The 24917-nt window shown below is 68.6% G+C and carries 22 protein-coding genes and 1 pseudogene; 12 read left to right on the top strand and 11 right to left on the bottom strand.

Annotated features, from left to right (window positions below):
• Positions 1-55 precede the first annotated feature (55 nt).
• Positions 56-517, top strand: coding sequence for a PH domain-containing protein (locus tag P1K88_RS11970; protein ID WP_276410406.1), 462 nt, complete (start codon positions 56-58; stop codon positions 515-517).
• Positions 514-2256, top strand: a complete 1743-nt coding sequence (locus P1K88_RS11965; RefSeq protein ID WP_276410405.1) for a PH domain-containing protein — start codon at positions 514-516, stop codon at positions 2254-2256. Before P1K88_RS11970 ends, P1K88_RS11965 begins: the two co-directional genes overlap by 4 nt.
• On the opposite strand, the gene P1K88_RS11960 is transcribed toward P1K88_RS11965, so the two are convergent.
• Positions 2242-3468 (bottom strand): lactate racemase domain-containing protein, encoded by a 1227-nt coding sequence (locus P1K88_RS11960; protein WP_276410404.1) that lies wholly within the window; start codon positions 3466-3468, stop codon positions 2242-2244. The two genes, P1K88_RS11965 and P1K88_RS11960, sit on opposite strands and share 15 nt — an antisense overlap.
• 156 nt (positions 3469-3624) lie before the next feature.
• On the opposite strand from P1K88_RS11960, the gene P1K88_RS11955 reads away from it, so the two are divergent.
• The 3 genes from P1K88_RS11955 (at position 3625) to P1K88_RS11945 (ending at position 7739) form a co-directional block, all read left to right on the top strand.
• Positions 3625-5199 carry an ATP-binding protein gene (locus tag P1K88_RS11955; RefSeq protein WP_276410403.1) on the top strand — a complete coding sequence of 525 codons (1575 nt, stop codon included), beginning with the start codon at positions 3625-3627 and terminating at the stop codon, positions 5197-5199.
• Between the two features lie 318 nt (positions 5200-5517).
• Complete coding sequence (gene glpK, locus P1K88_RS11950) at positions 5518-7050, top strand: glycerol kinase GlpK (RefSeq protein WP_276410402.1); 1533 nt, start codon at positions 5518-5520, stop codon at positions 7048-7050.
• A gap of 218 nt (positions 7051-7268) precedes the next feature.
• Positions 7269-7739 carry a halocyanin domain-containing protein gene (locus tag P1K88_RS11945; protein ID WP_276410401.1) on the top strand — a complete coding sequence of 157 codons (471 nt, stop codon included), beginning with the start codon at positions 7269-7271 and terminating at the stop codon, positions 7737-7739.
• 676 nt (positions 7740-8415) lie between these two features.
• Here P1K88_RS11945 and P1K88_RS18590 read toward each other — a convergent pair.
• From P1K88_RS18590 to P1K88_RS11930, 4 genes and pseudogenes are all read right to left on the bottom strand, one after another.
• Positions 8416-8760 (bottom strand): annotated as a pseudogene (locus tag P1K88_RS18590) (DUF8173 domain-containing protein); the annotation flags it as partial.
• The gene (locus tag P1K88_RS11940; protein WP_276410400.1) at positions 8757-10415 is read right to left on the bottom strand and encodes an acetate--CoA ligase; all 1659 of its coding nucleotides are present in this window, start codon (positions 10413-10415) and stop codon (positions 8757-8759) included. The pseudogene P1K88_RS18590 and the gene P1K88_RS11940, both read right to left, overlap by 4 nt.
• On the bottom strand, positions 10412-11587 hold the full coding sequence (locus P1K88_RS11935; protein WP_276410398.1) for a glycoside hydrolase family 88 protein: 1176 nt from the start codon (positions 11585-11587) through the stop codon (positions 10412-10414). The genes P1K88_RS11940 and P1K88_RS11935 overlap by 4 nt, the downstream gene beginning before the upstream one ends.
• A gap of 50 nt (positions 11588-11637) precedes the next feature.
• Entirely contained in the window at positions 11638-12828 is a 1191-nt protein-coding gene (locus P1K88_RS11930; RefSeq protein WP_276410397.1) for a CaiB/BaiF CoA transferase family protein, read from the bottom strand.
• A 139-nt stretch (positions 12829-12967) separates the two neighbouring features.
• Between P1K88_RS11930 and P1K88_RS11925 the strand changes: the two genes are divergently transcribed.
• The 3 genes from P1K88_RS11925 (at position 12968) to P1K88_RS11915 (ending at position 16306) form a co-directional block, all read left to right on the top strand.
• Entirely contained in the window at positions 12968-14203 is a 1236-nt protein-coding gene (locus P1K88_RS11925; RefSeq protein ID WP_276410395.1) for an ABC transporter substrate-binding protein, read from the top strand.
• Between the two features lie 55 nt (positions 14204-14258).
• Positions 14259-15311, top strand: coding sequence for a mannonate dehydratase (locus P1K88_RS11920; RefSeq protein WP_276410394.1), 1053 nt, complete (start codon positions 14259-14261; stop codon positions 15309-15311).
• Positions 15312-15517: 206 nt separating this feature from the next.
• Positions 15518-16306, top strand: coding sequence for an SDR family NAD(P)-dependent oxidoreductase (locus tag P1K88_RS11915; protein ID WP_276410393.1), 789 nt, complete (start codon positions 15518-15520; stop codon positions 16304-16306).
• Here the strand turns inward: P1K88_RS11915 and P1K88_RS11910 are convergent.
• Positions 16303-16968, bottom strand: coding sequence for an RraA family protein (locus P1K88_RS11910; RefSeq protein ID WP_276410392.1), 666 nt, complete (start codon positions 16966-16968; stop codon positions 16303-16305). The genes P1K88_RS11915 and P1K88_RS11910 overlap by 4 nt on opposite strands.
• 125 nt (positions 16969-17093) lie before the next feature.
• Here P1K88_RS11910 and P1K88_RS11905 point away from each other — a divergent pair, with 125 nt between their 5' ends.
• A complete protein-coding gene (locus tag P1K88_RS11905; protein WP_276410391.1) occupies positions 17094-18278 on the top strand; it encodes an AGE family epimerase/isomerase in 1185 nt (394 codons plus the stop codon).
• A 2-nt stretch (positions 18279-18280) separates the two neighbouring features.
• On the opposite strand, the gene P1K88_RS11900 is transcribed toward P1K88_RS11905, so the two are convergent.
• Together P1K88_RS11900 and P1K88_RS11895 are read right to left on the bottom strand one after the other, a co-directional pair.
• A complete protein-coding gene (locus P1K88_RS11900; RefSeq protein ID WP_276410390.1) occupies positions 18281-19291 on the bottom strand; it encodes an aldose 1-epimerase in 1011 nt (336 codons plus the stop codon).
• A gap of 43 nt (positions 19292-19334) precedes the next feature.
• Complete coding sequence (locus P1K88_RS11895; protein ID WP_276410389.1) at positions 19335-20336, bottom strand: LLM class flavin-dependent oxidoreductase; 1002 nt, start codon at positions 20334-20336, stop codon at positions 19335-19337.
• Positions 20337-20463: 127 nt separating this feature from the next.
• On the opposite strand from P1K88_RS11895, the gene P1K88_RS11890 reads away from it, so the two are divergent.
• On the top strand, positions 20464-20922 hold the full coding sequence (locus tag P1K88_RS11890; RefSeq protein ID WP_276410388.1) for a MaoC/PaaZ C-terminal domain-containing protein: 459 nt from the start codon (positions 20464-20466) through the stop codon (positions 20920-20922).
• A gap of 54 nt (positions 20923-20976) precedes the next feature.
• Positions 20977-21999, top strand: coding sequence for an aldo/keto reductase (locus P1K88_RS11885; protein ID WP_276410387.1), 1023 nt, complete (start codon positions 20977-20979; stop codon positions 21997-21999).
• Positions 22000-22006: 7 nt separating this feature from the next.
• On the opposite strand, the gene P1K88_RS11880 is transcribed toward P1K88_RS11885, so the two are convergent.
• Together P1K88_RS11880 and P1K88_RS11875 are read right to left on the bottom strand one after the other, a co-directional pair.
• Complete coding sequence (locus tag P1K88_RS11880; protein ID WP_276410386.1) at positions 22007-22462, bottom strand: universal stress protein; 456 nt, start codon at positions 22460-22462, stop codon at positions 22007-22009.
• A gap of 139 nt (positions 22463-22601) precedes the next feature.
• Positions 22602-22937, bottom strand: coding sequence for an L-rhamnose mutarotase (locus tag P1K88_RS11875; protein WP_276410385.1), 336 nt, complete (start codon positions 22935-22937; stop codon positions 22602-22604).
• 80 nt (positions 22938-23017) lie between these two features.
• Here P1K88_RS11875 and P1K88_RS11870 point away from each other — a divergent pair, with 80 nt between their 5' ends.
• Complete coding sequence (locus tag P1K88_RS11870) at positions 23018-23986, top strand: mannonate dehydratase (protein ID WP_276410384.1); 969 nt, start codon at positions 23018-23020, stop codon at positions 23984-23986.
• A 1-nt stretch (position 23987) separates the two neighbouring features.
• On the opposite strand, the gene P1K88_RS11865 is transcribed toward P1K88_RS11870, so the two are convergent.
• Positions 23988-24884 carry an SMP-30/gluconolactonase/LRE family protein gene (locus P1K88_RS11865; protein ID WP_276410383.1) on the bottom strand — a complete coding sequence of 299 codons (897 nt, stop codon included), beginning with the start codon at positions 24882-24884 and terminating at the stop codon, positions 23988-23990.
• Positions 24885-24917: the final 33 nt, after the last annotated feature.

Here is a 24917-nt window from a genome sequence, read left to right as displayed (position 1 = left end):
AAATCGGCGTCCGCGGTCCAAACAATTAATCCGGCTCTCGGTACACGGGAGTTGTATGGAGTCGTTACATCCCCGCGTCAGGTTTCTCTGGGTGGGCCGGCGGGTGATACAGGCGACGGTGCTGGCCGGAATCGCTCTCGCCGTCGACCGGTTTTTCGCCACCGTCCCGCCCACGCTGGTCGCCACCGGCTGGTTCGTCCTCGTCGTCCTGGGGACTGTCCACGCCGTCGCCGCCCACCGCATCTGGCGGTTCGAACTCCAGGACGACGCCCTCTATCTCGTCCGGGGCGTGGTCACCAGGACCGACACCTCTGTCCCCTACGTCCGCGTCCAGCACGTCGACACGCGGCGGGGGCCCATCGAGCGGACGGCCGGCCTGTCGAGCGTCGTCGTCTACACGGCGGGCTCGCGCGGGGCCGATATCACCATCCCGGGACTCCGGCCCGAGCGGGCGACCGAACTGCGCGAACGCCTCCGTGACCTCGCCGGCGAGAGCGAGGCCACCGACGCAGTATGAGACGCCTGCACCCACGGAGCGCGGTTCTGCGGGTCGCGCGGGCGGCCTTACAGGGCGCCATCTTCGGCTTTTTCGTCGGTACGGCCCTCGCGGGCGCGCTCGGACTTTCCGCCGCTGTCGTCCCGCTCTTTGCCCCGCTCGCGGCGATGCTCGTCGGTGGCTACGGATTGCTCCGTTACCTCCGATTCCGGTACGAGGTCGACGACGACACGCTCAGGGTGGAGTCGGGCGTCGTCGCCCGCCAGTCCCGCGAGATTCCGCTCGGTCGCGTCCAGAACGTCGACACCCGGCAGGGCGTGTTCAACCGGCTGCTGGGCCTCACCGTGGTCGAGTTCGAGACGGCCGGTGGGAGCGCGACGGAGGCCACCCTCGACGCCGTCGGCGTGGCCGAGGCCGATCGACTCAGGCGACTCGTCCAGGGGTACGACCGCCGGGGGGCCGACCACGCCCGGGCCGCCGACGCGACGGACCGAGGTGAGACGGCGGCCACGGACGAATCGCCCGGCGTCGCCGCGGAACTGCTCTTTACGTTCTCCTGGCGGGACCTGCTCACGTACGCCGTCGTCTCGGTGCGACCGGCCGCGCCGGTGCTGACCCTCGTCGGCCTGCCGCTGGGGTCGGACGTCGTCGTCGCGGTGCTGCGGTTCAACCTCCGCCTCCTCGCCGCGAACGGGAGCGTCGGACTGCCGCTGCTCCGCGAGATGGCGACGCCGCGGCTGGTCGCGCTCGCCGTGCTGACCGGCGCCCAGTTCGTGTTCGTCGCGCTGGTCGTCAGCGCCGTCCTGACCGTCGTGGAGTACTACCAGTTCACGCTCACCCGCGAGGACGACGACCTGCGCTACGAGCGGGGCCTGTTGCGCCGGTACAGCGGGACCATCCCCGTCGGGAAGGTCCAGACGGTCAGCGTCCGCGAGAACGCGCTGATGCGCCGGTTCGGGTACGCGACGCTCGTCGTCGAGACGGCCGGGTACGGACCACAGAGCCAGCAGTCGAGCCAGGGCGTCGCCGTGCCGATGGCGCCCCGCGAGGAGGTGTACGAACTGGCCCGCGACGTCGCGCCCTTCGGCGACCTGTCGTTCGAGCGGCCGCCCACACGCGCCCGCCGCCGCTACGCGTTCCGGTACGGATTCGTCGCCGCCGTCCTCGTCGCCGTGGGGTACGCAGTCGACACGTTCGTCCTCGAGTCCGGCCGCTGGTGGGTGTTGCTGGGCCTGTTCGCCGTCGTGGTGCCGGGTGCGTACTACCACTGGGTCCACCGCGGGTACGCGCTTGAGGACGACGTGCTCGCGACCCGGACGGGCTTCTGGCGGCGGACCACGCGGGTCGTGCCGTACTACCGCATCCAGACCGTCTTCGTCCGCCGGACGCCGTTCCAGCGCCGCCGTCGCCTCGCCACCGTGACCGCCGATACGGCCAGTTCCTCGAGTCTCGTCGGGGGGAGCGCGAGCGCCTACGACGTCGACGCCGACGTCGCCGGCGACCTGCGCGACGAACTGCGCGAGCGCCTCCGGACGGACCTCCTGGAACGGAAGGCTGCGGCCCGAAGACGCTCCAGCGTTGACGAGGCGGCCGCGGAGACAGCGGGCGACATGGAAGAGCGGTCGTCTCCCGGGGCCGACCCCAGCGACGACTGGCCGGACGACGAGTGGGGGCCGCTGACGGAGGGGACGGACGAAGCGGACTCGGTCGCGACGGACGACCCTGCCCCGGAGAGGACCGACGACTCACCTGACGAGTAGCGTGTTCAGTGCATCGGGGACGACGAGGACGTCGCTCCCGGGTTCGATGGCGTCGGCCACGTCGTCCGCGGCGCGCATCAGACACTCGTCGACGACGCCCGGCGCCTCGCTGTTTGTCACCCAGACGTCGTAGTCCCGCAGGACCCGTGCGACGACGAAGGCGCGCTGCGCCCCCGGTTCGTACCCCTCGGCCATCGTCCCGTAGAGGGCCTCGGCGCTGTCCGCGCCCGAGAGCCAGTCGTAGAAGCGTCGTTCGCCGGTGCCCCGGCCGACGCCCTCCCCGAGTTCGGCCGGGACGACGATGCGGCCGCCGTCGGCCAGCGGGTCGTCGTCGCCCAGCGCGACGTACGTCGCGGCCCGGGTCGCCTGGTAGAGGTTCGCGTCCTTGGGCGCCCCGACGCCGGCCACCACGGTGTCGTAGGTCCTCTCGACGGAGACCGAGAGTGCCTCGCGTGCGCTGGCCGCGAGGTCCCGGACGACGGCCCGCGGGTCGCCGGCCGCCGCGTCGAGGACGCCGGCGGGGCCGTGCGTGACGTTCAGGCAGAAGTCGATCCCGACGGCGTCCCCGGCCCGGTCCAGGAACGAGCGGAACGGGTTCCCCTCGACGCGGCCCAGGCGGACCCCCGCTCGCCCGATGAGGTCCGGGCCGTGGGTGTAGCCGATCTGTGACTCGCCGCCGGCGCCGACGACGACGGTCTTCGCGCCGCCGGAAAAGCCCGCGTACTGGTGGGGTTCGACCATCCCCGTCGCGACGACGCGGTCGGCGGCCGCCACCGTCCCGTGAACGTCGACGTCGACGCCCTCGACCTGACCGACCGTGACCGTCGCCTCGGGGTCGTGGTTCACCGCCAGGTCGGCGTGCTCGCCCAGCGCCGCTGCCAGTTCGTCGTCGGTCATCGGCCGGTGCAGCCCCAGCCCCACGACGACTGTCACCTGCTCGCGGTGGACGCCCGCGCCGGTGAGTGCTTTCAGCAGGTGCTCTACGAGCACGTCGTCGGGCGTCGCCCGCGTCACGTCCGTCACGACGACGGCGACCGTGTCGTCGGGGTCGACTCGCGCCTGGAGCGATGGCCCGTGGGGGCCGGCCATCGCCGCGGCGGCCGCCTCGCCCGGGTCGACGGCCTCCCCGCCCGACGGGCGACACACCGTCACCGAGCAGTCCGGCAGCGACACAGGGACGTCCCCGTCTCCACAGGGTACTCGAACGGGCATCGGCGGGGGTTCGTGGTCCAGCGAGGAACAGCTGTCGGTAGTATCTCCCAGCGACAGGAGGCGGTCGACGCGGGCCTGCGGGTCCAGCCAACGATTCTCACCATTGGTATTCGATGACGAACTTTATTGTACGTGGTTCGTAACCATCCGGATACTATGGGGCGACGGCTCAACGCCAGCGGACTCGTCATCGCGATCATCGGGTTCGTGCTCACCAGGTTCACCGTCGCGCTCGCGATCTACGAGGATCCGGTGCGGTTCTTTCTGGCGGGCATCGCACCGCTCGCACTCGGCCTGGGCCTGGCAGCGTTCGGGGTCGCGCTCTTCGTCGCCGACGTCGACGGGGCCACCGTCCGGACGACCGCGCTGTGGTGTGTCCTCGGGACCGCCGCGATGACGGTCCTGCTCGTCCTGACGGTGCTGGGGTCGAAGACGGCCGACATGTCCAACCTGGCGACGATACGGTCCCAGTCGTACCTGTCGACGTTCCTCATCGGGGGGAGCGTCGGGGGGACGCTGACGGGCATCTACGCCGCGCGCAACCGGCGCCAGCGCGGCACGCTCCAGCAACAGACGAACCGGCTGGTCATCCTCAACCGCATCCTCCGCCACGAGATTCTCAACGCGCTCACGCCGCTGCGCGGGTTCGCCACCGTCGACCCCGCGGACCACCCGCAGGCAGAACGGGTCGTCAACGACCGGCTCGACGACATCCAGCAGACCGTCGAGGAGGTGAAGTATCTGGTCAGGCACGCGGGCCCCGCGCGGGCCGCCGGCGCCCCAGTCAATCTCGAGGCGGCCATCGAGGAGAGCGTCGAGACCATCGAGGCGCGGTATCCGGACACCGAGATCCCGCCGGTGGACTGTCCGCCTGACCTGAAGGTGTACGCCAACGATCGCCTGTCCAACGTGTTCACGAACCTGCTCGAGAACGCCGTCGTCCACGCCGACGACCAGGCCCCCGAGATATCCGTCACCGTCACGGGCCCGCGGGTCCGCATCAGCGTCAGCGACCGGGGACCCGGCCTCCCCCGAAGACAGCGCAGGCTGCTCGAGACCGGCGATATCGGGGAGTTCGACGACCCACGAGGCGGGTACGGTCTGAACGTCGTCCGCCTCCTCGCCGAGAGCTACGCGGGGGACATCGAGACGGCGACGGGCGAGTCCGGGACGGAGGTCACCGTCGACCTCGCTCGCGTCACGCCGGGCGCCGCCGGCCTCCGGCCGTCCCGGGAGACCCTCTCTCGGCTCCGGCCGGCCGCGCCGCACCTGCTGGTCACGGGTGTCAGCGCGCTCCTCGCCGGCGTCATCTACGGCGTCGTCTCAGAACTGCTCGGGGGCTCCATCGCCGGCATCGGCGTCTTCTACGGCGTCGCGAATCCGCTCGTCGGCTGGATAACCCACGAGTTCCACAGCGTCGTCTTCGGGTTCATCTTCGTGAGCCTGGTGACGCTGGCCCCGGCGGACCGCCGGGACGACCTCTCGACGTACGTCGGCGTCGGCCTCGCCTGGGGCGTGGTGCTCTGGGCCGTCGCGGCGAGCGTCGTCGGGCCGGTGTGGCTGCGCCTGCTCGGGATTCCTGCGCCCGTCCCGCGCTTCTCGGTCTCGATACTGGTGAGCCACGTCGTCTGGGGCCTCTCGCTGGGACTGTTGACGGCCTGGGGCTACCGGAGTGTCGTCCCGCGGATGCAACACCTCCGAAAACGGCTTGCCGGCGAGGGCACCCGGTGAGGTCAGCGTTCGATGACCGACGCCTCGGACGCGGTCCGGTCTGGCCGGGACGGTCCCTCGTCACAGCCGACCACATCTCTCTGCCGTCGCCACTCCCAGGTCGCGCCGAGTCCCGAAGCGAAGCTCCGGTCAGTCCGGGCCCGGGGCGTCACTTCCGCCCTCCGAAGCGCGACGACGGGTCCGGGTGTCGCTCGTCTCTGAACACCGGTCTACGTGCCGCTCGCGTGGCCCGATGGACAATACTTATCTGCGCTCCATCTGAGTCTCGGGTGAACACGACGCCTCTGTCGCGTCTTTCGCGAGGTGCTGGAGATACCCATGACTGAGACATACATCGGTTCGATAGACCAGGGGACGACCGGGACACGGTTCATGGTCTTCGACCACAGCGGCCAGGTCGTCGCGAACGCCTACCAGAAACACGAGCAGATATACCCCGAGCCGGGCTGGGTCGAACACGACCCGATGGTGATCTGGGACAACACGAAGCAGGTCGTCCGGGACGGCCTCGAGGCCGCCGGCCTGTCGGCCAGCCAGCTCGAGGCGCTCGGCATCACGAACCAGCGCGAGACCACCATCGTCTGGGACAAGGAGACCGGGAAACCGGTCCACAACGCGCTGGTCTGGCAGGACCGCCGCACCACCGACCGCATCGAGGCACTCAAGGAGGAAGGGAAGGGTGAGTGGATTCGAGAGAAGACCGGGCTGGAGTGTGACGCGTACTTCTCGGCTACCAAGACGGAGTGGATCCTCGAGAACGCCGACCCGATAAAGACCGAACGCTCCCGTCCGGAGGACACCCGCGAACGCGCCGAGAACGGCGAGCTCCTCATGGGGACTATCGACTCCTGGCTCATCTACAACCTGACGGGCAACCACATCACGGACGTCTCGAACGCCTCGCGGACGATGCTGTACAACATCCGTGACCTCGAGTGGGACGAGGAACTGCTCGAGGAGTTCGGCGTCCCCGCGTCGATGGTCCCCGAGGTCCGCCCGTCATCCGACGAGGACTACTACGGGACCACCGACCCGGACGGCTTCCTCGGCACCGAGGTGCCAGTCGCGGGGGCGCTGGGTGACCAGCAGGCCGCGCTGTTCGGCCAGACCTGCTTCGACGAGGGCGACGCGAAGAACACCTACGGCACCGGCTCGTTTTACCTGATGAACACGGGGACGGACGCGGTGGAATCCGACCACGGCCTGCTGACGACCATCGGCTTCCAGCTCTCGGGCGAACCCGTGCAGTACGCCCTCGAGGGAGCCATCTTCATCACGGGTGCGGCAATCGAGTGGCTGGAGGACGTCGACCTCATCGAGAACGCCGCCGAGACGGAGGAGCTGGCACGGTCGGTCGACTCGACGGACGGCGTCTACGTGGTGCCGGCGTTCACCGGCCTGGGTGCGCCACACTGGGACGGGCGGGCCCGCGGGACCATCGTCGGGATGACGCGGGGCACCCGACGCGAGCACATCGTCCGGGCGACGCTCGAGGCCATCGCCTACCAGACGCGCGACGTCGCCGAGGCGATGGAAGCCGACTCCGGCGTCGAGACGACCAGCCTCCGGGTCGACGGTGGGGCCGTCAAGAACAACTTCCTCTGTCAGCTCCAGTCGGACATCATCCAGACGACGATAGAGCGGCCCGAAGTCGACGAGACGACGGCATTGGGATCTGCCTACGCCGCCGGGCTGGCCGTCGGCTACTGGGACTCCGTCGACGAACTCCGGCAGAACTGGCAGATGGACCGCGAGTTCGCCCCGGAGATGGACGCGGCGGCGGCCGACCGGATGCACGACCGGTGGGGCGAGGCGGTCGAGCGTTCGCTCGACTGGGCCAACGAGGAGTGAGGCGCTACCACGCCGTCTGCCCGCCTCGAACGGTCGTCGCGGAGGTGACCGCACCTCCTCGATCGCCCCGAAACGTGTGCTCTCTGCGGTAAGCCCGACGTTCTCGAGCACGGGGTGGGAAAGTTACAAATAACTATCCATTTGGCGGTCGCCCCTCCCTCATGGCGGGTCACAGACTGACACGGCGACACGTACTGCGGGGGGTACTCGGGGGTACGGTGGCGGGGGTGGCGGGCTGTTCGAGCGACGGCGGTGACGGCGGGAGCGGTGGGGGCGGCGTCACCGGAGACGACTACCCGGTCATCGACCGGTGGCTCACGGAGACGGACCTCGGGGGTGCGGCGGACAACTACGACGGTACCTTCGCCGACGAACGGGGCACAGACACCGTGACTGTCGACGTGGGAGCGGAGGGCAACGGCGGGGCCTTCGCCTACGGACCGGCGGCCGTCGTGGTCGATGCGGGCACCACCGTCGAGTGGCGCTGGACCGGCGAGGGGAACCCCCACAACGTCGAAGCCCTGCCCGAGGAGCAACTGGGCGAGTCGGACTACGAGTTCAGCTCGGGCGAGGCGGCGGGTGGGTCCGGCGTGAAGTACACGCGGACATTCGAGGAACCGGGTATCGCCCTCTACCACTGCGAACCGCACTTCTCCCTCGGGATGAAAGGCGGGATCGCCGTCGAGTGAGTCGTCAGTGGGGGCGGCCCCGGACCGACCAGTCCGGAGTCTGCCCACTCGACGCAGCCGGTCGGTACTTCCCTGCCCGAGCATCGAGAATTCGAATACGTAACTATGAGACGATATATGGCAAATATAGATGTATCGGTACCAGGTTTTGGATATCGGCTCCCGTAGGGAGAGGTTGCAAATCGGGATTCGCCAGTATATGTCTATTGATGTCTGAACGTATCGAGAATGCGCGTCAAGTGCGATAACTGTGTTTATCGAATTGGAAATATTCGACTATCGAACCGTGATCTGATCAGATTTGCTGTCTCTCCTGGATCGCTCACTCCTCGGTTTCGTCCCCGCCACGACGGCGGGCAGCGATGGCGACGATTGCGACGATTGCGACGATTGCGATGAGTTTCATTCGGGACATGACAGATATACGTCCGTCCGAGAGGTGTATAAACATTCGTGTCACGTCTGAGGAGGCCGGACGGTCCGTGCGGACCGAATGCGGTCCGCCGGGGTTCCCTGTTCGCTCACGGCCGGTCAGACCGCGAGAGCACGGACCACCCACCGCTGAAATAGTGTAGGCCGAACGACTGGTCGGGGAGTATCCAAGTCTGCGTTCCTCGTCGCATACGGGACCAGCGAAGGACAGACCGAGCCGGGCCAGCGCCCACGCGGTGACCGCGTACCGGCCGTAGACGCTCCCGATACAGACGGCGATACCGAACGCGACGGCCCCGAGGTTCGTCTGCGGGATGCCGACGATGGTGATCGCCAGCAACACGAGTCGTACGGGCACGACGATCAGTGTGAGCAGCCCGACTCCGCCGCTCTGGAGGGACTCTTCTCTGACTCTCGAGGCCACACCAGCCGAGAACCGCGGGAAGACCCCGAGGAGGACGACGCCGAGCAGGAGACTGGCGACGAGTCCGTAGACGACGCCGACCCGGTGACAGCGAGCGGGCGGCCGACGACGCTGTCGACCGCGAAGATGTGTCCCAGACCGACAGCGCGGCCACCGGCCGCTCAGGTTCCCGACCGGTCCGTCTTGCCGGTCCGCGTCGTGGTGAGGTCCGAGACGAACTCGACCGCGTGGGGTCTCTTGTGGGCGCCCAGCTGGTCGGCGACAGCGTCCCTGAGCGTGCCTTTCAGGTCCTCGTCCCCGCTCACCTCGCCCGTGAGGACGACGGACGCGACGACGCGCTGGCCACGTTCGGGGTCGGGTTCGCCCCGGACGAGCGCCGCCGCGACCGACGGGTGGTCCGTCAGGACGGACTCGACCTCGAGCGGGCTGATGCGGTACCCGGACGAGACGACGAGCTCGTCCGCCCTGCCCAGGTGTTCCAGGGTGCCGTCGGCGGCGACGCGGCCGAGGTCCCCTGTCCCGAGCCATCGGTCGTCGAGGACCGCCTGTGTCGCGTCGGGGTCGTCGAGGTACCCCACCATCACGACCGGGTCCGGGCGGGCGACGGCGATCTCGCCCACCTCGCCGTCGGCGACCGGGTCGCCGTCGTCGTCCACCACGGCGACCTCGTGGCCGGGATAGGGCCGCCCGAGCCCGTCCCCGACCCGCGGGTAGACACTCTGGGCCTCGCCCGCGAGCGCGTTGGCCTCCGTCTGTCCGTAGGCGTCGTTGACCTGTACGCCGAGCGTTTCCTCGGCCCACGTCGCGACGGCGTCGGGGAGCGGTTCCCCGCCGCTCATCACGACCGACAGGGAGGCGGCCCGGTCCGTGCTCGGGGTCGTCGACTCGCGGAGCTTCCGGAGTGCGGTCGGCGGGAGGAAGGCGTGTGAGACGCGCTGGTGCTCGACTACGTCAAGCGCCCGGTCCGGGTCGAACCCCCGCCGACGGACGGAAGAGACGACGGTGCCCCCGACGGCGAGCGTCGGGAACACGACGTCGAACAGCGCTCCCGCCCACGCCCACTCCGAGGGCGTCCACACCCGGGCCGCCGCGGCCGCCTCGGGGTCGAAGAGGTCGTACCAGCAGTGATACCCCGGCATCGACCCGAGGAGGTACTGGTGGCCCTGGACGACGCCCTTCGGGTCGCTGGACGTGCCGGAGGTATAGAGGACGAGCGCGGGGTCCTCGGGCGCCGTCTCGGCCATCGGCGGGGCCGCGGCGCCGGGGGCGTCGCTGGCGAACCGCGAGAGGCCGCCCAGCGCCGACCGGTCCGCGTCGACCCTGACTGTCACCGTCGTCTCGGGCCGCCGGATGCGGTTCAGGTCCGCGCGGTCCCAGCGCCGCTCGTCGACGAACAGGGTCGAGGGCTCGGCGTGCGTCAGCTGGTGGTCGAAGGCCCCGTCGCCCAGGAGCATCGACACCGGGACGACGACGGCCCCGAGGCGATAGGCCGCGAGGTGGACCACGACCTGTTCGGGACACTGCGGGAGACAGACCGCAATCCGATCGCCCGGGGTCACGCCGTCGGCGGCCAGTCGGAGCGAGACGGCGGCCGACGCCGACGCGAGGTCGCCGTAGGTGAGGGTCCGCGTCGGCCCACTGACGGCGGCCGCGCTCCCCTGGTCGGGGACGTGACGGAGTGCGACGGCGTCGGGGTCGCCGTCGAGGGCGACGGCCGCGATGTTGTACGTCTCGGGAATCTGCCACGTGAACCCATCGCGCAGCGCCTCGTAGTCGGTGGGGGCCTCCGGTATCGCGTATCCGGTCCAGTTCCCGGTCATTCCTCGAGCACGCTCGCGAGCGTCTCGGCCAGGTAGTACGTCGACCAGACGAGTTCCGTGTCGGTGGCGTACCCGCCCGGCCGGTTGAAACAGCCGTGTTCGACCCGACCGCGGGCCGGGTCGTCCGGGTCAGTGCGGAGGTACGACTCGATCAGCGAGTCGAGGACGTCCGACCCGACCGCCCGGAGGTTCGCGACCCGGGGGTCCTGATCGCCAGTCGTCCGATCCTCGAGGTGGACGAGCAGGCCGTACGCTGCCAGCGCGGCGGCGCTGCTGTCCCGGGGTTCGCCCTCGGGGTCCGGGACCTCGAAGTCCCAGTGAGGGACCAGGTCGTCGGGGACGTGGTCGAGGTAGTACTCGACGTTGGCCTCGAGAGCGTCCAGGTAGCGTTCGGCCCCGGTCGCCGCGTAGGCCGCCGAGAGACCGGCGATGCTCCACCCCTGGCCGCGCGCCCAGCAGGTGTCGTCGCTGTGGGCCAGTTCGTTGTACTGGCGCTCGAGCTCCCCGTCGGCGTCGAACACCGCGTGGTGCCAGGTCCGGCCGTCCTCGCGGACGTACCAGTCGAGGTGCCGGTCGGCGTGGGAGACGGCGACGTCGCGAAACCGCGGGTCGCCCACCGCCTCGTAGGCGCGCCAGAGCGGCGCGACGGCGGTGTAGAGGTTGTCGACCGCGCCGATGCGGTCCCCCGGCGGCCCGTGGTCGGTGTCGGGGCCGCGGAACTGTTCGGGTCCCTTGATGGCGAGCTTTCCGAGGGGCACCTGTCGCGCACCTTCGTGGAACGCGTCGGCCATCGCGTCGGCGCCCTCCAGGCCGACGCCGAACAGCGTCCGGTCGCCGCTGTGGTCGTACGCCCGGAAGCCGGCGTAGGCGAAGTTCATCCCGCAGAACATCGAGTCGCGTGGCATCGCCGCACGCAGTCGCTCGGTGTGGGTCCGGGCCGCCCGCTCGAACCGCTCGCGGTCCGCCGGGGCCTCGGCGTGGGCGCTCGCCAGCCAGAGGAGGCCGACCCAGTGGCCGCCACACCAGTTGCCGTCGGCCGTCGTCTCCCAGGCTCCGTCCTCCCGGTCGAACACGTAGGGGAACCGCGGGCCCGTGGCTTCGAGCGTACTCTCGACACGGTCGAGCAGTGCGGCCAGTGCCCTCGTGTGTGACTCGTGGTTCCCCGAATCCATACGCGTAACTCTGCCGGTGCTGGTATTTAAACTCCGCCCCGGACGGCAGTTCAGGGACGTCCGACGACCCCGGCCGCGACCAGTTCCTCGCGCTCGCTCTCGTCGTAGCCGAGCTCGGCGAGTACCTCGTCCGTGTGTTCGCCGGGACGAGGCGGGGGTGAGCGGACGTCGCCCGGCGTCTCGGACATCGCCGCCGGGATGCCGGTGGTCGTGAACGTCCCGTCCTCGGGGTGGTCCAGTTCGACGAGCATCCCGTTGTGCTCGACCTGCGGGTCCGCGGCGACGTCCTGGAAATCGTTGACCTCGGCGGCCCAGACGTCTGCCTCGAGCAGGGTCTCGAGCAGCTCGTCGGCCGGACGCTCGCGCGTGTAGGCCTCCAGCGTCCGTTTTATCTCGTCGCGGTGCTCGAACGTCTCCTCGGGCGTCTCGTACTCGGCCAGTTCCGGGAGGTCCAGCGTCTCCGCGAGCGCGTCCATCGGGGCCATGGCGATGGCCACGTGGTCGTCGGCCGTCTCGTAGATGCCGTACGGCGCCCCGAGCCAGGCCTGGGCGATGCCCGCCTCGCTGCGCTCGAAGTCGACGTCCATGTTGAGCGCGGCGGTGATCTCCTGACACTGGAAGTCCAGCGCCGCGTTCAGCAGGTTCACGTCGACGCGCTGTCCCTCCCCGGTGCGTTCCCTGTGGAACAGGGCCACCATCGTGTGGAACGCGATGAGCATCGCCGCGTGTTCGTCGACGACGGCGGTGCCGGCCGGCGTCGGCGGCTCGCCCTTCCGGCCGGTGTAGTTCGCCAGGCCGCTCATCGACTGGAGGAGGAGGTCCTGGCCCGGGCGCCCGACGTACGGGCCGTCGCTGCCGAACCCGGTCGCAGAGACGTAGACGAGGTCCGCGTTGACCTCGCGGACGTCCTCGTAGCCCAGGCCGAACCGGTCCATGACGCCCGGCCGGAAGTTCTCGACCAGCACGTCGGCCTCCCGGACGACGTCGAGGGCCACCTCCCTGCCATCGTCGGCCGTCAGGTCGACCGTGATGCTTCGCTTGTTCCGATTCATCGCGAGGAAGAAGGGACTCACGTCGTCGAGCAACCGGCCGCCCGCCTCGAGGGTCCGCTCCCACTCGCCCCCCAGTCGCTCGATCTTCACGACGTCGGCACCCATGTCCCCCAGCTTCTGTGTCGCCCACGGCCCCTGCATCATCTGGGTGAAATCCGCGACGACGACGTCTTCGAGAGCGCGGTCCATACGCGTTGTACTCACTGCCAGCGTGTATATCTTCTTCGCCACGTTCGGGTGACGCTGCCGACCTGCGTGCAGCACGAGGCGCTACTGTCGACAGTCGTGCAACAGTGAAATTAAAGTGCCCTCTCGTGTCAGCAACTCTATGGTAACCCTACGGTTCGTCGGGCGCCCCTTCGAGGGGTTCGAGCACGCGCTGCAGCGCCAGATGGACTCCTTTACCGCGTCGGTCGACGCCGACGTGACGTTCGAACGGGAGCACCGCCCGTTGCCGGAGATACACGAGGAACTCGTCGCCACCGGTGACATCGCCGACGGGACGTACGACCTCCTGCTCTGTCTGAGCGACTGGCTTCCGATGCTCGCCGACGCAGGCTACCTGCGACCGATCGACGGCTCCCTCGAGAGCGACCCACCGGTAGACTGGCCGGACGGGTGGGCAGCGAGCCTCCGCGAGCTGATGGCCTACGAGGGGACGACCTACGGCGTCCCGTACCACGACGGCCCGGAGATATTCCACTACCGCGAGGACTGCTTCGAGAGTGTCGTCGAACAGCGCGCCTTCCGCGCCGAGTACGGACGCCCGCTCTCGGTGCCACGCACCTGGGACGAGTTCCTCGAGGTGGCCGAGTTCTTCACCCGGCCCGACGAGGACATGTGGGGGACCGTCGTGGCGGCGAAACCCGACGGGCACAACGACGTCTACGACTTCTGTATCCAGCTGTGGAGCCGCGGCGGCCGCCTGCTCGACGACGACGGGCTGCCCGCCTTCGACAGCCCCGAGGGGCGGGCGGCGCTCCAGTACTACCACGACCTGATCCACGAACACGAGGTGGTCCCACCCGAGTCCCTCGAGATGGAGAGCGTCGAGACTGGCCAGTTCTACGCCGACGGGAAGGCCGCGATGATGTGGAACTGGTCGGGCTTTGGCGCGATGGCCGAGGCCCCGGACTCGGACGTCTTCGGGCGGACGAACTACGGCCTCATCCCGCGGGCCGACAGCGATGCCGGCGAGCACACCTCGCTGACCGTGACGTACGGCCTGACGGTCCCGAGCGGGAGCGAACACGCCGACCTGGCGTACGACTTCATCCGCCACGCCGCGTCCCCCGAGAACGACCTGGTGACGACGAGGGAGGGCGCCTCCGGGACGCGGTTCTCGACCTGGCGCGACCCGGAGATCCTCCGGGAGAACTCCTTTTACTCGATGGTCGAGGAGGTCAACACGGGCCCGGTCAACACACTGCCGCGCATCCCCGAGTACGTCGACCTCAACGAGATACTCGACGAGATGGTCGAGGCGGCGGTCGTCGAGCGGTCAGTCCCCGTCGAGGAGGCCATCGCCGACGCGAGCGAGCGCGCCGAGCGGTTGCTCGCGTAGCCGAACCTGCAACCCCCTGGAAAACGCTTATACTCGCGTTCGGACTTGTCTCTGTATGAGCCAGCAGTCAGAGAGCCTCGCGACCGACTTCGAGAACCTCCCGCTCCGGGTCGGTCTCGGGCAGTTCATGGACCCGACCGCGGACAAACTCCGCTTTGCCAAGCAACTCGGCGTCGACGACGTCCTCCTGAACATGTACCGGTACACGCCCGACTACCCGCACATGCCCGACAACGAGCGAATCCCCCTGGAGGGCGACGAGGAGTGGTCCTACGAGAACCTCCTCGAACTCCGCGAACGCGTCGAGTCCCACGGCCTCCGGCTGAACGCCATCGAGAACATCCCCATCTCCTTCTACGACAAGATCATGCTCGGCAAGGAGGGCAAGGAAGAACAGATGGACCACGTCAAGACGACGATTCGCAACATGGGTCGGGCCGGCATCCCGATGTTCGGCTACCACTGGATGCCAAGCGGCGTCTGGCGGAACGTCGACGTCGAGGTCCGTGGCGGTGCCAGCGCCTCGGGCTTCGACCTCGAGGCCGTCGACGACGAACTCACCCACGACCGGGCGTACACAGAAGACGAACTCTGGGAGAACTACGAGTACTTCCTCTCGGAACTCCTCCCGGTCGCCGAGGCGGCCGGCGTGAAGGTGTGTCTGCACCCCAACGACCCGCCCGTCGAGTCGCTGGGCGGCATCCCGCAACTGTTCCGCAACTTCGAGAACTTCAAGCGGGCGATGGACCTCGTCCCCAGCGAGAACCACGGCCTCGAGTTCTGTCTCGGCTGCTGGTCCGAGATGGGCGAGGACTTAGCGGCGGTCATCCGGTACTTCGGCGAGCGCGACGAGCTGTTCTACGTCCACTTCCGCGACGTCGACGGCACCGTCCCGAAGTTCACCGAGACGTTCATCGACCAGGGCAACTACGACGCCTACGAGATCCTCTCGCTGCTCGAGGAGGTCGGTTTCTCGGGCATGGTCATCCCCGACCACACGCCCCACGTCGACGACGACACCGACTGGGACCATCGCGGGCGCGCCCACGCCGTCGGCTACCTCAACGGGCTGCTTTCGGCGATTCGCCACGAGCGCGGTCAGTCGTAGTTCCGCCACGGACTGTCGGCAGACGCCGGGGTACTGTTTCATCGAGGCGGTGCGGAGCAACCAGCCGGAAACCCCCCGGCCCCTTTCAGTACCGTCCCGTCGACGTGCTGGCGAGCGTGACTGTCCGGCGCCGCAGGATGACGCGCATCTACTACCCCTGACGCCCGGCGACGAACCTATAAGCCGGTCCCGGTCGAGTTACCTGTATGGAAGCCCAGCGACATGCCGACCGGACGGTCATCGTCACCGGCGCGGCCAGCGGCATCGGTCGAGGCATCGCACGGCGGTTCGGGACGGAGGGCGCCAACGTCGTCGTCGCGGACGTCCGCCGCGACCCGAAACAGGGCGACCGCTACGACAGCGACGAGACGGTGCCCACAGCCCAGGTCGTCACCGAGGAGACCAGTGGCGACGGCACGTTCGTCGAGACGGACGTCGGCGACCCCGGGAGCGTCGAGGCGATGGTCGAGACGGCCGTCGACACCTACGGCGGTATCGACGTGCTCGTCAACAACGCGGGCATCCAGGTCGTCGGCGACTCACAGACGACCGACGTCGAGGACTGGGCGCGCTCGCTCGATGTCGACCTCAGCGGCGTCTTCTACGCCGTGAAGTATGCCGTCCCCCACATCGTCGAGCGGAGCGGCCAGATCATCAACATCGGGTCGGTGCGGGGCTTCGAGGGCGGTGGCGGCCCCGCCTACGCCGCCGCGAAGGGCGGCGTCGTGAACATGACGCGGGACCTGGCCGTCGAACTCGGTGACGACGACGTGCGCGTCAACTGCATCAACCCGGGGTACGTCGAGACACCGTTGCAGGACTACCTCTCCGAGGAGGATATCGCGCAGTCAGCCGAGCACACCCTCCTGCCCCGCTTTGGCACGCCGGAGGACATCGGGGACGTCGCTGTCTTCCTCGCCAGCGAGGAGGCGTCGTTCATGACCGGCGCGAACGTGCCCGTCGACGGCGGCTGGCTGGCCCACAGCGGCCTCTAGAAGACGCCGTACTCGTCGTAGGCGTCGAGCGGCGCCATCCCGCTGCGGACGGCGTCCCGGACATCGTTCTCCGTCGCAGCGAGCTCCTCGGCCTCCTCGAGGACCGACTGTCGCGCCTCCCCGGGGACGACCACGACGCCGTCGACGTCGCCGAGGATCACGTCGCCCGCGGAGACGTCGACCCCGCCGACGACAGCGCTGTCGCCCCACTCCAGTATCTCCCACCGGGGCACCGCGTCGGCCGGCGTCCGGTACTCCGAGAACACCGGGAAGTCCTCCTCGAGGATGTACGAGACGTCGCGTACCCCGCCGTCGACCACGGCTCCGTTGACGCCGGCGGCTTTCAGCGCGACGACGGAGAGTTCGCCCAGCTGAGCCGCGTCGCCGTCGTCGTTGGTCTGGTAGGCGAGTACTCCGTGCTCGGGCGCCTCACCGAGCATCCGGAGTATCTGGCGCATGTTCGCCTCGGGGTCGACGCTCCGGTTCGGCCGGCCGACCACCGGGTACGCGATGCCCGCCGTCCGCATCCCGTCGCGGAGCGGCGCGATGCCGGCCCGCATCGTCTGGTCCTCGAACCCCCGGTCGTCGAGCACGTCGACGACGGCCCCGGGATAGAGCCGCTCGTACCTGCTGGTCAGTTCCGCGAGTGACGGGTCGTCCATACTCCCGGGTCGGCCGGCAACGGCTTAACAGTACGCCACCGTATCTGTCCCGGGGTGACCGTCCGCCCGAAGCGCGTCGATGACAGCCACGTAGAGTTTTATGCCGTCCGCTGGTACCGACGTCCATGTCCGGTTCACGCTATCGGGACCCCGACTGGCTCCGCCAGCAGATCCGTGACGTCCTGTCCTTCTACTACCCCTCGTGTGTCGACATCCACTACGGCGGCTACACCGCACAGCTGGACGAACGTGACGGCCACCGCTACGACGGGCGGACGAAACACCTCGTCGCGACGGCGCGAGCCGTCCACAACTTCAGCGTCGGTGCCATGCTCGACGGCCCGGTCTGGTGTCGTGCCGCGGCGGAACACGGGCTCACCTTCCTCGAGTCCGGGCACTGGGACGAGACCCACGAGGGGTACGACTGGCTCCTCGAGGGCCGCGAGACGGTCGACTCGACGCGACACTGCTACGGCCACGGCTTCGTGATGCTGGCCGGCGCGCGCGCCCACCAGGCCGGCATCGAGGGCGGCCAGGAGACGCTGGAACGCGCCTACGACGTCGTCGACGAGCGGTTCTGGGAGCCCGGCCACGGCCTCTGTGCCGACGAGGCCAGCGGCGACTGGAGCGACCTGTCGCCTTACCGTGGCCTGAACGCGAACATGCACACCTGCGAGGCCCTGCTGGCGGCCTACGAGGCCACCGGTGAGGACCGCTACCTCGACCGGGCGCGCACCATCGCGTCGACGGTGACCAGGGACCTCGCCGAGGACGACACCGGCCGGCTCTGGGAGCACTTCACCGAGGACTGGGACCCCGACATGGCGTACAACCGCGACGACCCGGCCCACCAGTTCCGTCCCTGGGGCTACCAGCCGGGCCATCACGCCGAGTGGGCGAAGCTCTTGCTCGTCCTCCACGAACACGACCCGGCGAACTGGCAGGTCCGACGAGCCACGGAACTGTTCGACGTCGCGGTCGAGACGGGCTGGGACGACGAGCACGGCGGGTTCTACTACACCGTCGATGGCGACGGCGACCCGGTCGTCGACGACAAGTACAGCTGGGAACTCACCGAGGCCATCGGCGCCGCCGCCCTGCTCGCCCAGCACGACGACGCCTACCTCGAGTGGTACGACCGGATCTGGGAACACTCAATGGCTCACTTCGTCAACCCGCGCCACGGGAACTGGTACGGGCGGCTGACCCGCGCCCACGAACGCGACGACCCGAACCGCGGCGTCGCCGTCGAACCGGGGTACCACCCGCTGAACAACGCCTGGGTCGCGATGGGTGCCTTCGGCGAGTGAGCCTACTCGACGGGGTGGGTCTCGAGGGTCACCGTCGACGTCCGGGTCTCGCCGGGGTCGAGTGACTCCGCGGTGCCGTTCTCTATGGCCTCCTCGAGGCCGGCGTTGGGTATCGACGTACACGGTTCGAGGCCGACGTTGTAGGTGCGCCCGAAGAAGGGCGCCTCGTCGAACCCGCCGAAGGGTTGCCAGTACCAGAGGTACTCGTAGAGTGATTCGGGGAAGCGGACGGTCACCCCGAGGTCGAGCGTCGGGTTCGAGACGGTGTAGCGTCCCTCTGCGAGGTCGGTCAGTGCCACCAGGTCGTGGACCCGCTCCGAGCGGGGCGGGAACACCCGCAGGTCGACGGGGCCCTCGGGCGTCTCACAGACCGGCCACGCGTAGGTCTCGCCGGGCGGAAGCCGCGCGTTGTCGCTGGTCTGGTCGGGATCGACGAGCACCGTCTCGCAGGGGACCGTCAGGCGTGCGTCCGGGCCGACGAGCGGTTCGCCGAGCGCGACGTGCTGGAGCCACGAGTAGGGGACAGATACTTCCCCCTCGTTCCGGACCGTCTCCGTGACCGTCAGCGCGGCCTCGCCGGCCGCCAGCGTCATCTCGCGCTCGACGGTGAACGGGTAGCGCGTCAGCGACGTCGAGAACTCGACGGCCACCCGTTCGTCGGCGTCGGCGGTGATTCGGGCGTCCCACGGGACGAGGCTCGACTCGCCGTGGAGCGTGAGGGTCGCCCCGGCGACCGACGTCGGCCCGCCCGCCGCCGGGAGGACGGTCTGCCACCCGCCAGGGTAGTGATCGAGGAAGGCGAATTCAGCGTCCGGCGCGGCGGTCGGGCCGGCATCCGGCGGCCGCCACTCGTGTGGCGACTCGAACAGGACGTTCGTGTCCGTGCGCTTGTCCCGAATCTCCGTGACGTCGCTCCCCTTGCCGGCGAGCACCTCGACGCGGAGATGGTCGTTCTCCAGGAAGACGGTGTCGATGCCACGACGCTGGTACTCGTCGGTGACCGTACAGCCCATGGGCGGCCTTCGACGCCGGGCGATAAATAGCTCGGTCGGCGGGTTACTGGAACTCGGGGGCCACTTCGTCGCCGAACAGTTCCATGCTCCGCTCGCTGGGGAAGTCCAGGAACATCAGCTGGAGGCGGTCGAATCCCAGGTCCTGGATGCGTTCTATCTGGGAGGCGACCTGCGAGGGCGTCCCGATGAGCATGCTGCCCTTCTCGCGGGCGTCGTCGGCGTCGCTGAGCTCCTCGTTCATGTCGGCCTCCTCGCCCCACGGCAGCGGGAAGATGTCGTCGACCGCCTCCTCGACGGCCGCCTCGTCCTCGCGGACGAGGACGTGGGCGAGCCAGGACCGGCGGACGTCGTCGGGGTCCCGCCCCTCGTTCTCCAAGTACTCGTCGAACTTGCGCACCTTGAAGTCGATGGGCTTCCCCCGGGCCCGGGCGCTGATCTCGACGTTCCACTCGTCTGCGTGGCGGGCGATGAGACGGAGCATCCGGGGACCGGCGCCGCCGATGACGATGGGGGGATGGGGCTCGCTCGGCGGTTTCGGATTGTTGAGCGCGTCGTCGATCTGGTAGTGCTCGCCCTCGTAGGTCGGGTGCTCCTCGGTGAACATCGCCTTCACGACGTGTATCGTCTCCTCCAGCATCTCGATGCGGGTTCCGATGTCGGGGAAGTCGAAGCCGTACGCGTGGTGTTCCTCCTCGTGCCAGCCGGCACCCAGGCCGAGTTTGAGTCGCCCCTCCGAGAGGATGTCCACGGTGGTCGCCATCTTCGCCAGCAGCGCCGGGTTGCGGTACGTCACCGACCCGACGAGGGGGCCGATGTCCACGTCGTCGGTGCGTTCGGCCAGCGCACTGAGCAGCGTCCACACCTCGTACTCCTCGGCCTTCGGGCCGAGCATGAAGTGGTCGGGGGCCCACAGACCCTCCAGGCCGGTGTCGACGGCGGCGTCGACGCCGTTCAGTACTGTCTCGCGCTCCACGGTCTCGAGCATCGGCGTGTCCCGGTGGACGCCCGCGCCGGCGTAACACTGGACCATCCAATCGAACTGCATATGCGCCCAATCGGACTGGAGTGCATAATCCCTTTGGGTCGGGTAACCGTTGGAGGTCTCTCACGGCCCCTCACCGCAGGCAGCGTCGCCGCCTGGATTTATTATCGTCTCCGGCGTCACTGGAGACATGGACGCACCCGCCAAGGATACCGACCGGTACTTCGAGGCCATCGAGGAGGGCGAGACCTTCACCGTCGAGGCAGCCCGGACCATCACGGAAGCCGACATCGTGAACTTCGCGGGCCTCTCGGGGGACTTCCACCCGCTCCATATGAGCGCAGAACGCGGCGAGGCGTCGGACTTCGGGGAGCGAATCGCCCACGGCAACCTCGTGTTCTCGGTGGCGGAGGCGCTCGTCGCCGACATGAACCCCCGCTCGTTCTCCTATGGCTACGACTCGCTGCGCTTCGTCAACCCCGTCGGCATCGGGACGACGCTGACTGTCCACCGGGAGGTCGTCGAGACCGAAGCTTACAACGACGACCTGGGGCGGGTGGTCTACGAGTACGTCGTCGAGGACCAGGAGGGGACGACGCTGCTGGCCTGCGAGCACATCACGCTCGTCGAGCGCGAGACCGCCGAGTGATCCCCGCGGTGTGGCGAAAGGTTGTTTACCGAACCAGACGGACACCTCGACGAGATGGATTACAGACAGCTGGGCAACACGGGCACCCGCGTCTCCGAACTCTGTTTCGGGACGTGGCGCTTCGGCAAAGAGACAAACGGCGTCGTCGAGACGGACCGCGAGGCGGCACACGAACTGCTCGATGCGGCGTGGGAACACGGCATCAACTTCATCGACTCCGCGAACGTCTACGGGACGCCCCACGGCCTGAGCGAGGAGTACGTCGGCGACTGGCTCGAAGACCACGACCGGGAGGACTTCGTTATCACGTCGAAGGTGTACTTCCCGTACAACGGCGACGGGGAACCGGGCCCGAACGACCGGGGGCTGGGCCGCAAGCACATCCGCGCCCAGGTAGAGGGGACCCTGGACCGACTGGGGACGAACTACCTCGACGTCTACTACATCCACCGCTGGGACGACGAGACCCCTATCGAGGAGACGCTGCGGACCCTCGACGACCTGGTCCACGAGGGGAAGGTCCACTACCTGGGCGCGTCGACGATGGCCGCCTGGCAACTGACCAAGGCGCTGTGGACGAGCGACGTCGAGGGCCTCGAGCGCTTCGAGGTCACCCAGCCGCTCCACCACGCCGGCTACTACGAGGACGTGAAAGAGTACCTCGAGGTCTGTGCGGACCAGGACCTCGCGGTCTGTAACTACTCGCCGCTGGCCGGCGGTTTCCTCACCGGGAAGTACGAGCGGGCCGACCCCGACGGCCCCGAGGCCGTCGAGGCCCCCGACGGCGCACGCGGGAGCTTCGACGACTTCTTCGGCGACTGGTACGCCTCCGAGCGGGGCTGGAAGGTCCTCGAGGCGGTCCGCACCGTCGCCGACGAGGTGGACGCGACGCCCGCTCAGGTGGCGTTGCGCTGGGTGATGGACTGGGACGAGTTCACCTGTGTCCCCATCGTCGGCGCCCGGACGCCCGAGCAGCTCGAGGAGAACGTGGCCGCCGCCGACGTCGATCTCTCGGACGCGCAGTGGGACCGCATCATGGACGCCCGCTACGACCCCGAGGGCGACCTCTGGGGCTGAGCGCGCCTCAGTTGGGCTTGACGTAGGTGACGGGACAGGGCGCGTCGAGCAGGACCGTCTGTGACGTGCTCCCGAAGACGGCTTTCCCGACCGGCGTTCGCGTCCGGCCGGAGATGACGACGCGGTCCGCCCCGCGCTTATCGGCGAGGTCGACCAGCTTCTCGGCCGCGTCGCCGACGAACCCCTCGACCTCGTAGTCGACGTCGTGTTCGTCGAACACGTCCTCCATGTAGCGGACCGACTTGTGCCGGTCGACGATGTCGTCGATGTCTTCCTCCGTGGCGCGGGGGTAGTCCAGTTCCCGGGCGAACTCCTTGAACTCGTCGCCGGTGAACACGTGTGAGAGGATGACCGTCGCGCCGGTCGGTTTCGCGACCTGGAGGACCGTCTGTGCGAGCGTTTCGAGTCTGTCGTCGTCACGTGGGCCGATGGCCAGTACGAGAGTATCGAACGAAGTATCCATACGGGTGGTGGTTCTCGGGGGTCCGAAAAAATACCTCCGGTCGTTACCAGATGGTGAGGACGCCGTCGGGCCGAAAGTGGTGCCGAGTCGGGCGACCTCTCTCAGTATTGTGGGTCGGGTCCGCCGTCGGTGGCCGCTTTCAGTCCTCCGGTTCGAACCGCCAGATACGGTCCATGAACGGGATGCCGGACTCGGGGTCGGCGTCGGGGTCGACGCCCTCCCGCTTGAACTGACCGGTGTGGCGCTCCCACTCGGCGACCGCCTCGTCCCCGTCGACGGCCTCGAGGTACTCCTCTACGTCCGCACACTCGAGGATACAGACCGCGATGTCGTCTCTGAGGTAGAGTTCGAACGCCTCGACGCCACCCCGCTCCATCGCGTCTGTCACTCCCTCGGGTACGTCCTCGTGGGCCGTGACGTACTCGTCTCGCCGGTCGGGGTCGAGCCGCTGGATGTAGACTGCTCGTTCGGTCATATTTGGGGGCGAGGGCTTCCCCGCCGAAGAGTCTTCGGGCCCACCGTGAGACTTACAATACCCCCACTCCCAGCCCCGGTATGGTCGATCCAGCACTCGTATTGCCGCCAGAACCGGACGAACGATGGCAGCTCGCGAAACAGATGGGGGTTCGCAAGACCGTCATCCACCCACTCGAGATCGGCGACGGCCGGATACACTGGTCGTACGACGACCTCCTGGGTCTCGACAACTGGCTCACCGACGCGGGTCTCGAGTTCTCGGTCCTGGAGGGCTCGGTCCCCATCTCCGACCGGGTCAGACTCGGCCGGGACGGACGTGACGAGGACATCGAGACGTTCAAGCGGTTCCTCCGGGCCTGCGGCGAGGTGGGCATCCCCGTCGTCGCCTACGACTGGATGGCCGGCGTGCGGTGGGCCCGGACCGCCGCCCACGTCGAATCGCGCGGCGGCTCGTACACGACCGAGTTCGACAACGCGAAGGTCCAGGGCGGGCCGCCGTCGGACGCGGCCAGTGCGACCCACGAGGACCTCTGGGAGGCCCTGGAGTACTTCCTGCAGGAGGTCACGCCCGTCGCCGAGGAGGCCGGCGTGAAACTCGCGCTCCACCCGGACGACCCGCCGCGCGAGGAACTCCGTGGCGTCCCCCGAATCATCCGGAGCGTCGACGCCTACGACCGCGTGCTCGACGCCTACGAGAGCGAGCACAACGGCATCACGTTCTGTCAGGGTAACTTCGCGGCGATGGAGACGGACGTCCCCGCGGCCATCGAGCACTTCGGCGACCGCATCCACTTCGTCCACTTCCGCGACATCCGTGGCGACGCCGACCACTTCGTCGAGACGTGGCACGACGAGGGGCAGACCGACATGCTGGCGGCGATGCGCGCCCACGAGGAACACGTCGGCGACGACGTCCCGATGCGGCCCGACCACGTCCCGACGATGGCCGGCGAGGACAACTCGAACCCGGGTTACCACACGCTCGGCCGACTGTTCGCAATCGGTTACATGCGCGGACTGCGGGAACAGGTCCAGGCCGACCGGTAAGTCAGCCCTCGATGGCAGAGCGGAACTCGGGGACGCCGCCCACGCCGAGGTCGACGGTGTAGAGGCTCCCCGCGCCCTCGCCCTCTGTCTCGCGCGTCTTGACGCAGGCCGTCGTGACGTACGCCGTCTCGTAGTCCGGGCCGCCGAAGGTCAGCGACGACACCTTCCGCGGGTCGAACTCGACCGCCTCCTCGTGGCTCCCCTCGGCCGAGAACCGGTGGAGCGCGTTGCCGTCCCAGAACGCCGACCAGACGGCCCCCGTCTCGTCGACGGTCATCCCGTCCGGGTAGCCGTCGAACTCGTCGCACTCGACGACCACCTCGGGGTCCGATATCGCCCCGGTCGCCACGTCGTAGTCGTAGCGGTAGATGTATCCCGGGTTGTCCGGGTCGACGAGGCCGGTATCGGTGAAGTAAAACTGCGACCGGTCGGGCGTGAATCCCATCCCGTTGGGGAGCGTACACGCCTCCCGGACGAGTTCGAAGGTACCGTCGGTGTCGAGGCGGTACAGCTGGCCGGGGCGGTCCCGTTCCGTGTCGGGCATCACGCCCGCGAACACGCGCCCCTCCGGGTCGGCGATGACGTCGTTGAACCGCTCGTGGAAGCGGTCGGGGTCCGGGTCGACCACCGTCCGGACGCCCCCGTCGGCCCGGTCGAGACGGCGGACGGCCCCCGCCTCCTGGAACAGCAGCAGCGAGCCGTCTTCCTGGAACGTGAATCCGCCGATGCGCTCTGTCTCGTCCTCGTAGACGAGTTCGTGGTCGCCCGAATCCGGGTCGTGACGGTAGATGCGCCCACGGGGGATGTCGGCCCAGTAGAGACGCCCCTCGTCGGGGTGCCAGAGTGGTCCTTCGCCCGTTTCACAGGCGACGTCGACGACTATGGATGGGTCTGTCATGGACGGGGATTCGACTGACGGTGACTTAAGAAT

The organism is Haloarcula halobia (assembly GCF_029338255.1).
In the GTDB taxonomy this organism is placed as follows: Archaea; Halobacteriota; Halobacteria; order Halobacteriales; family Haloarculaceae; genus Haloarcula; species Haloarcula halobia.
Note: the sequence above shows the minus strand (reverse complement) of the source record. Positions and strands in the feature narration are given on the sequence as shown.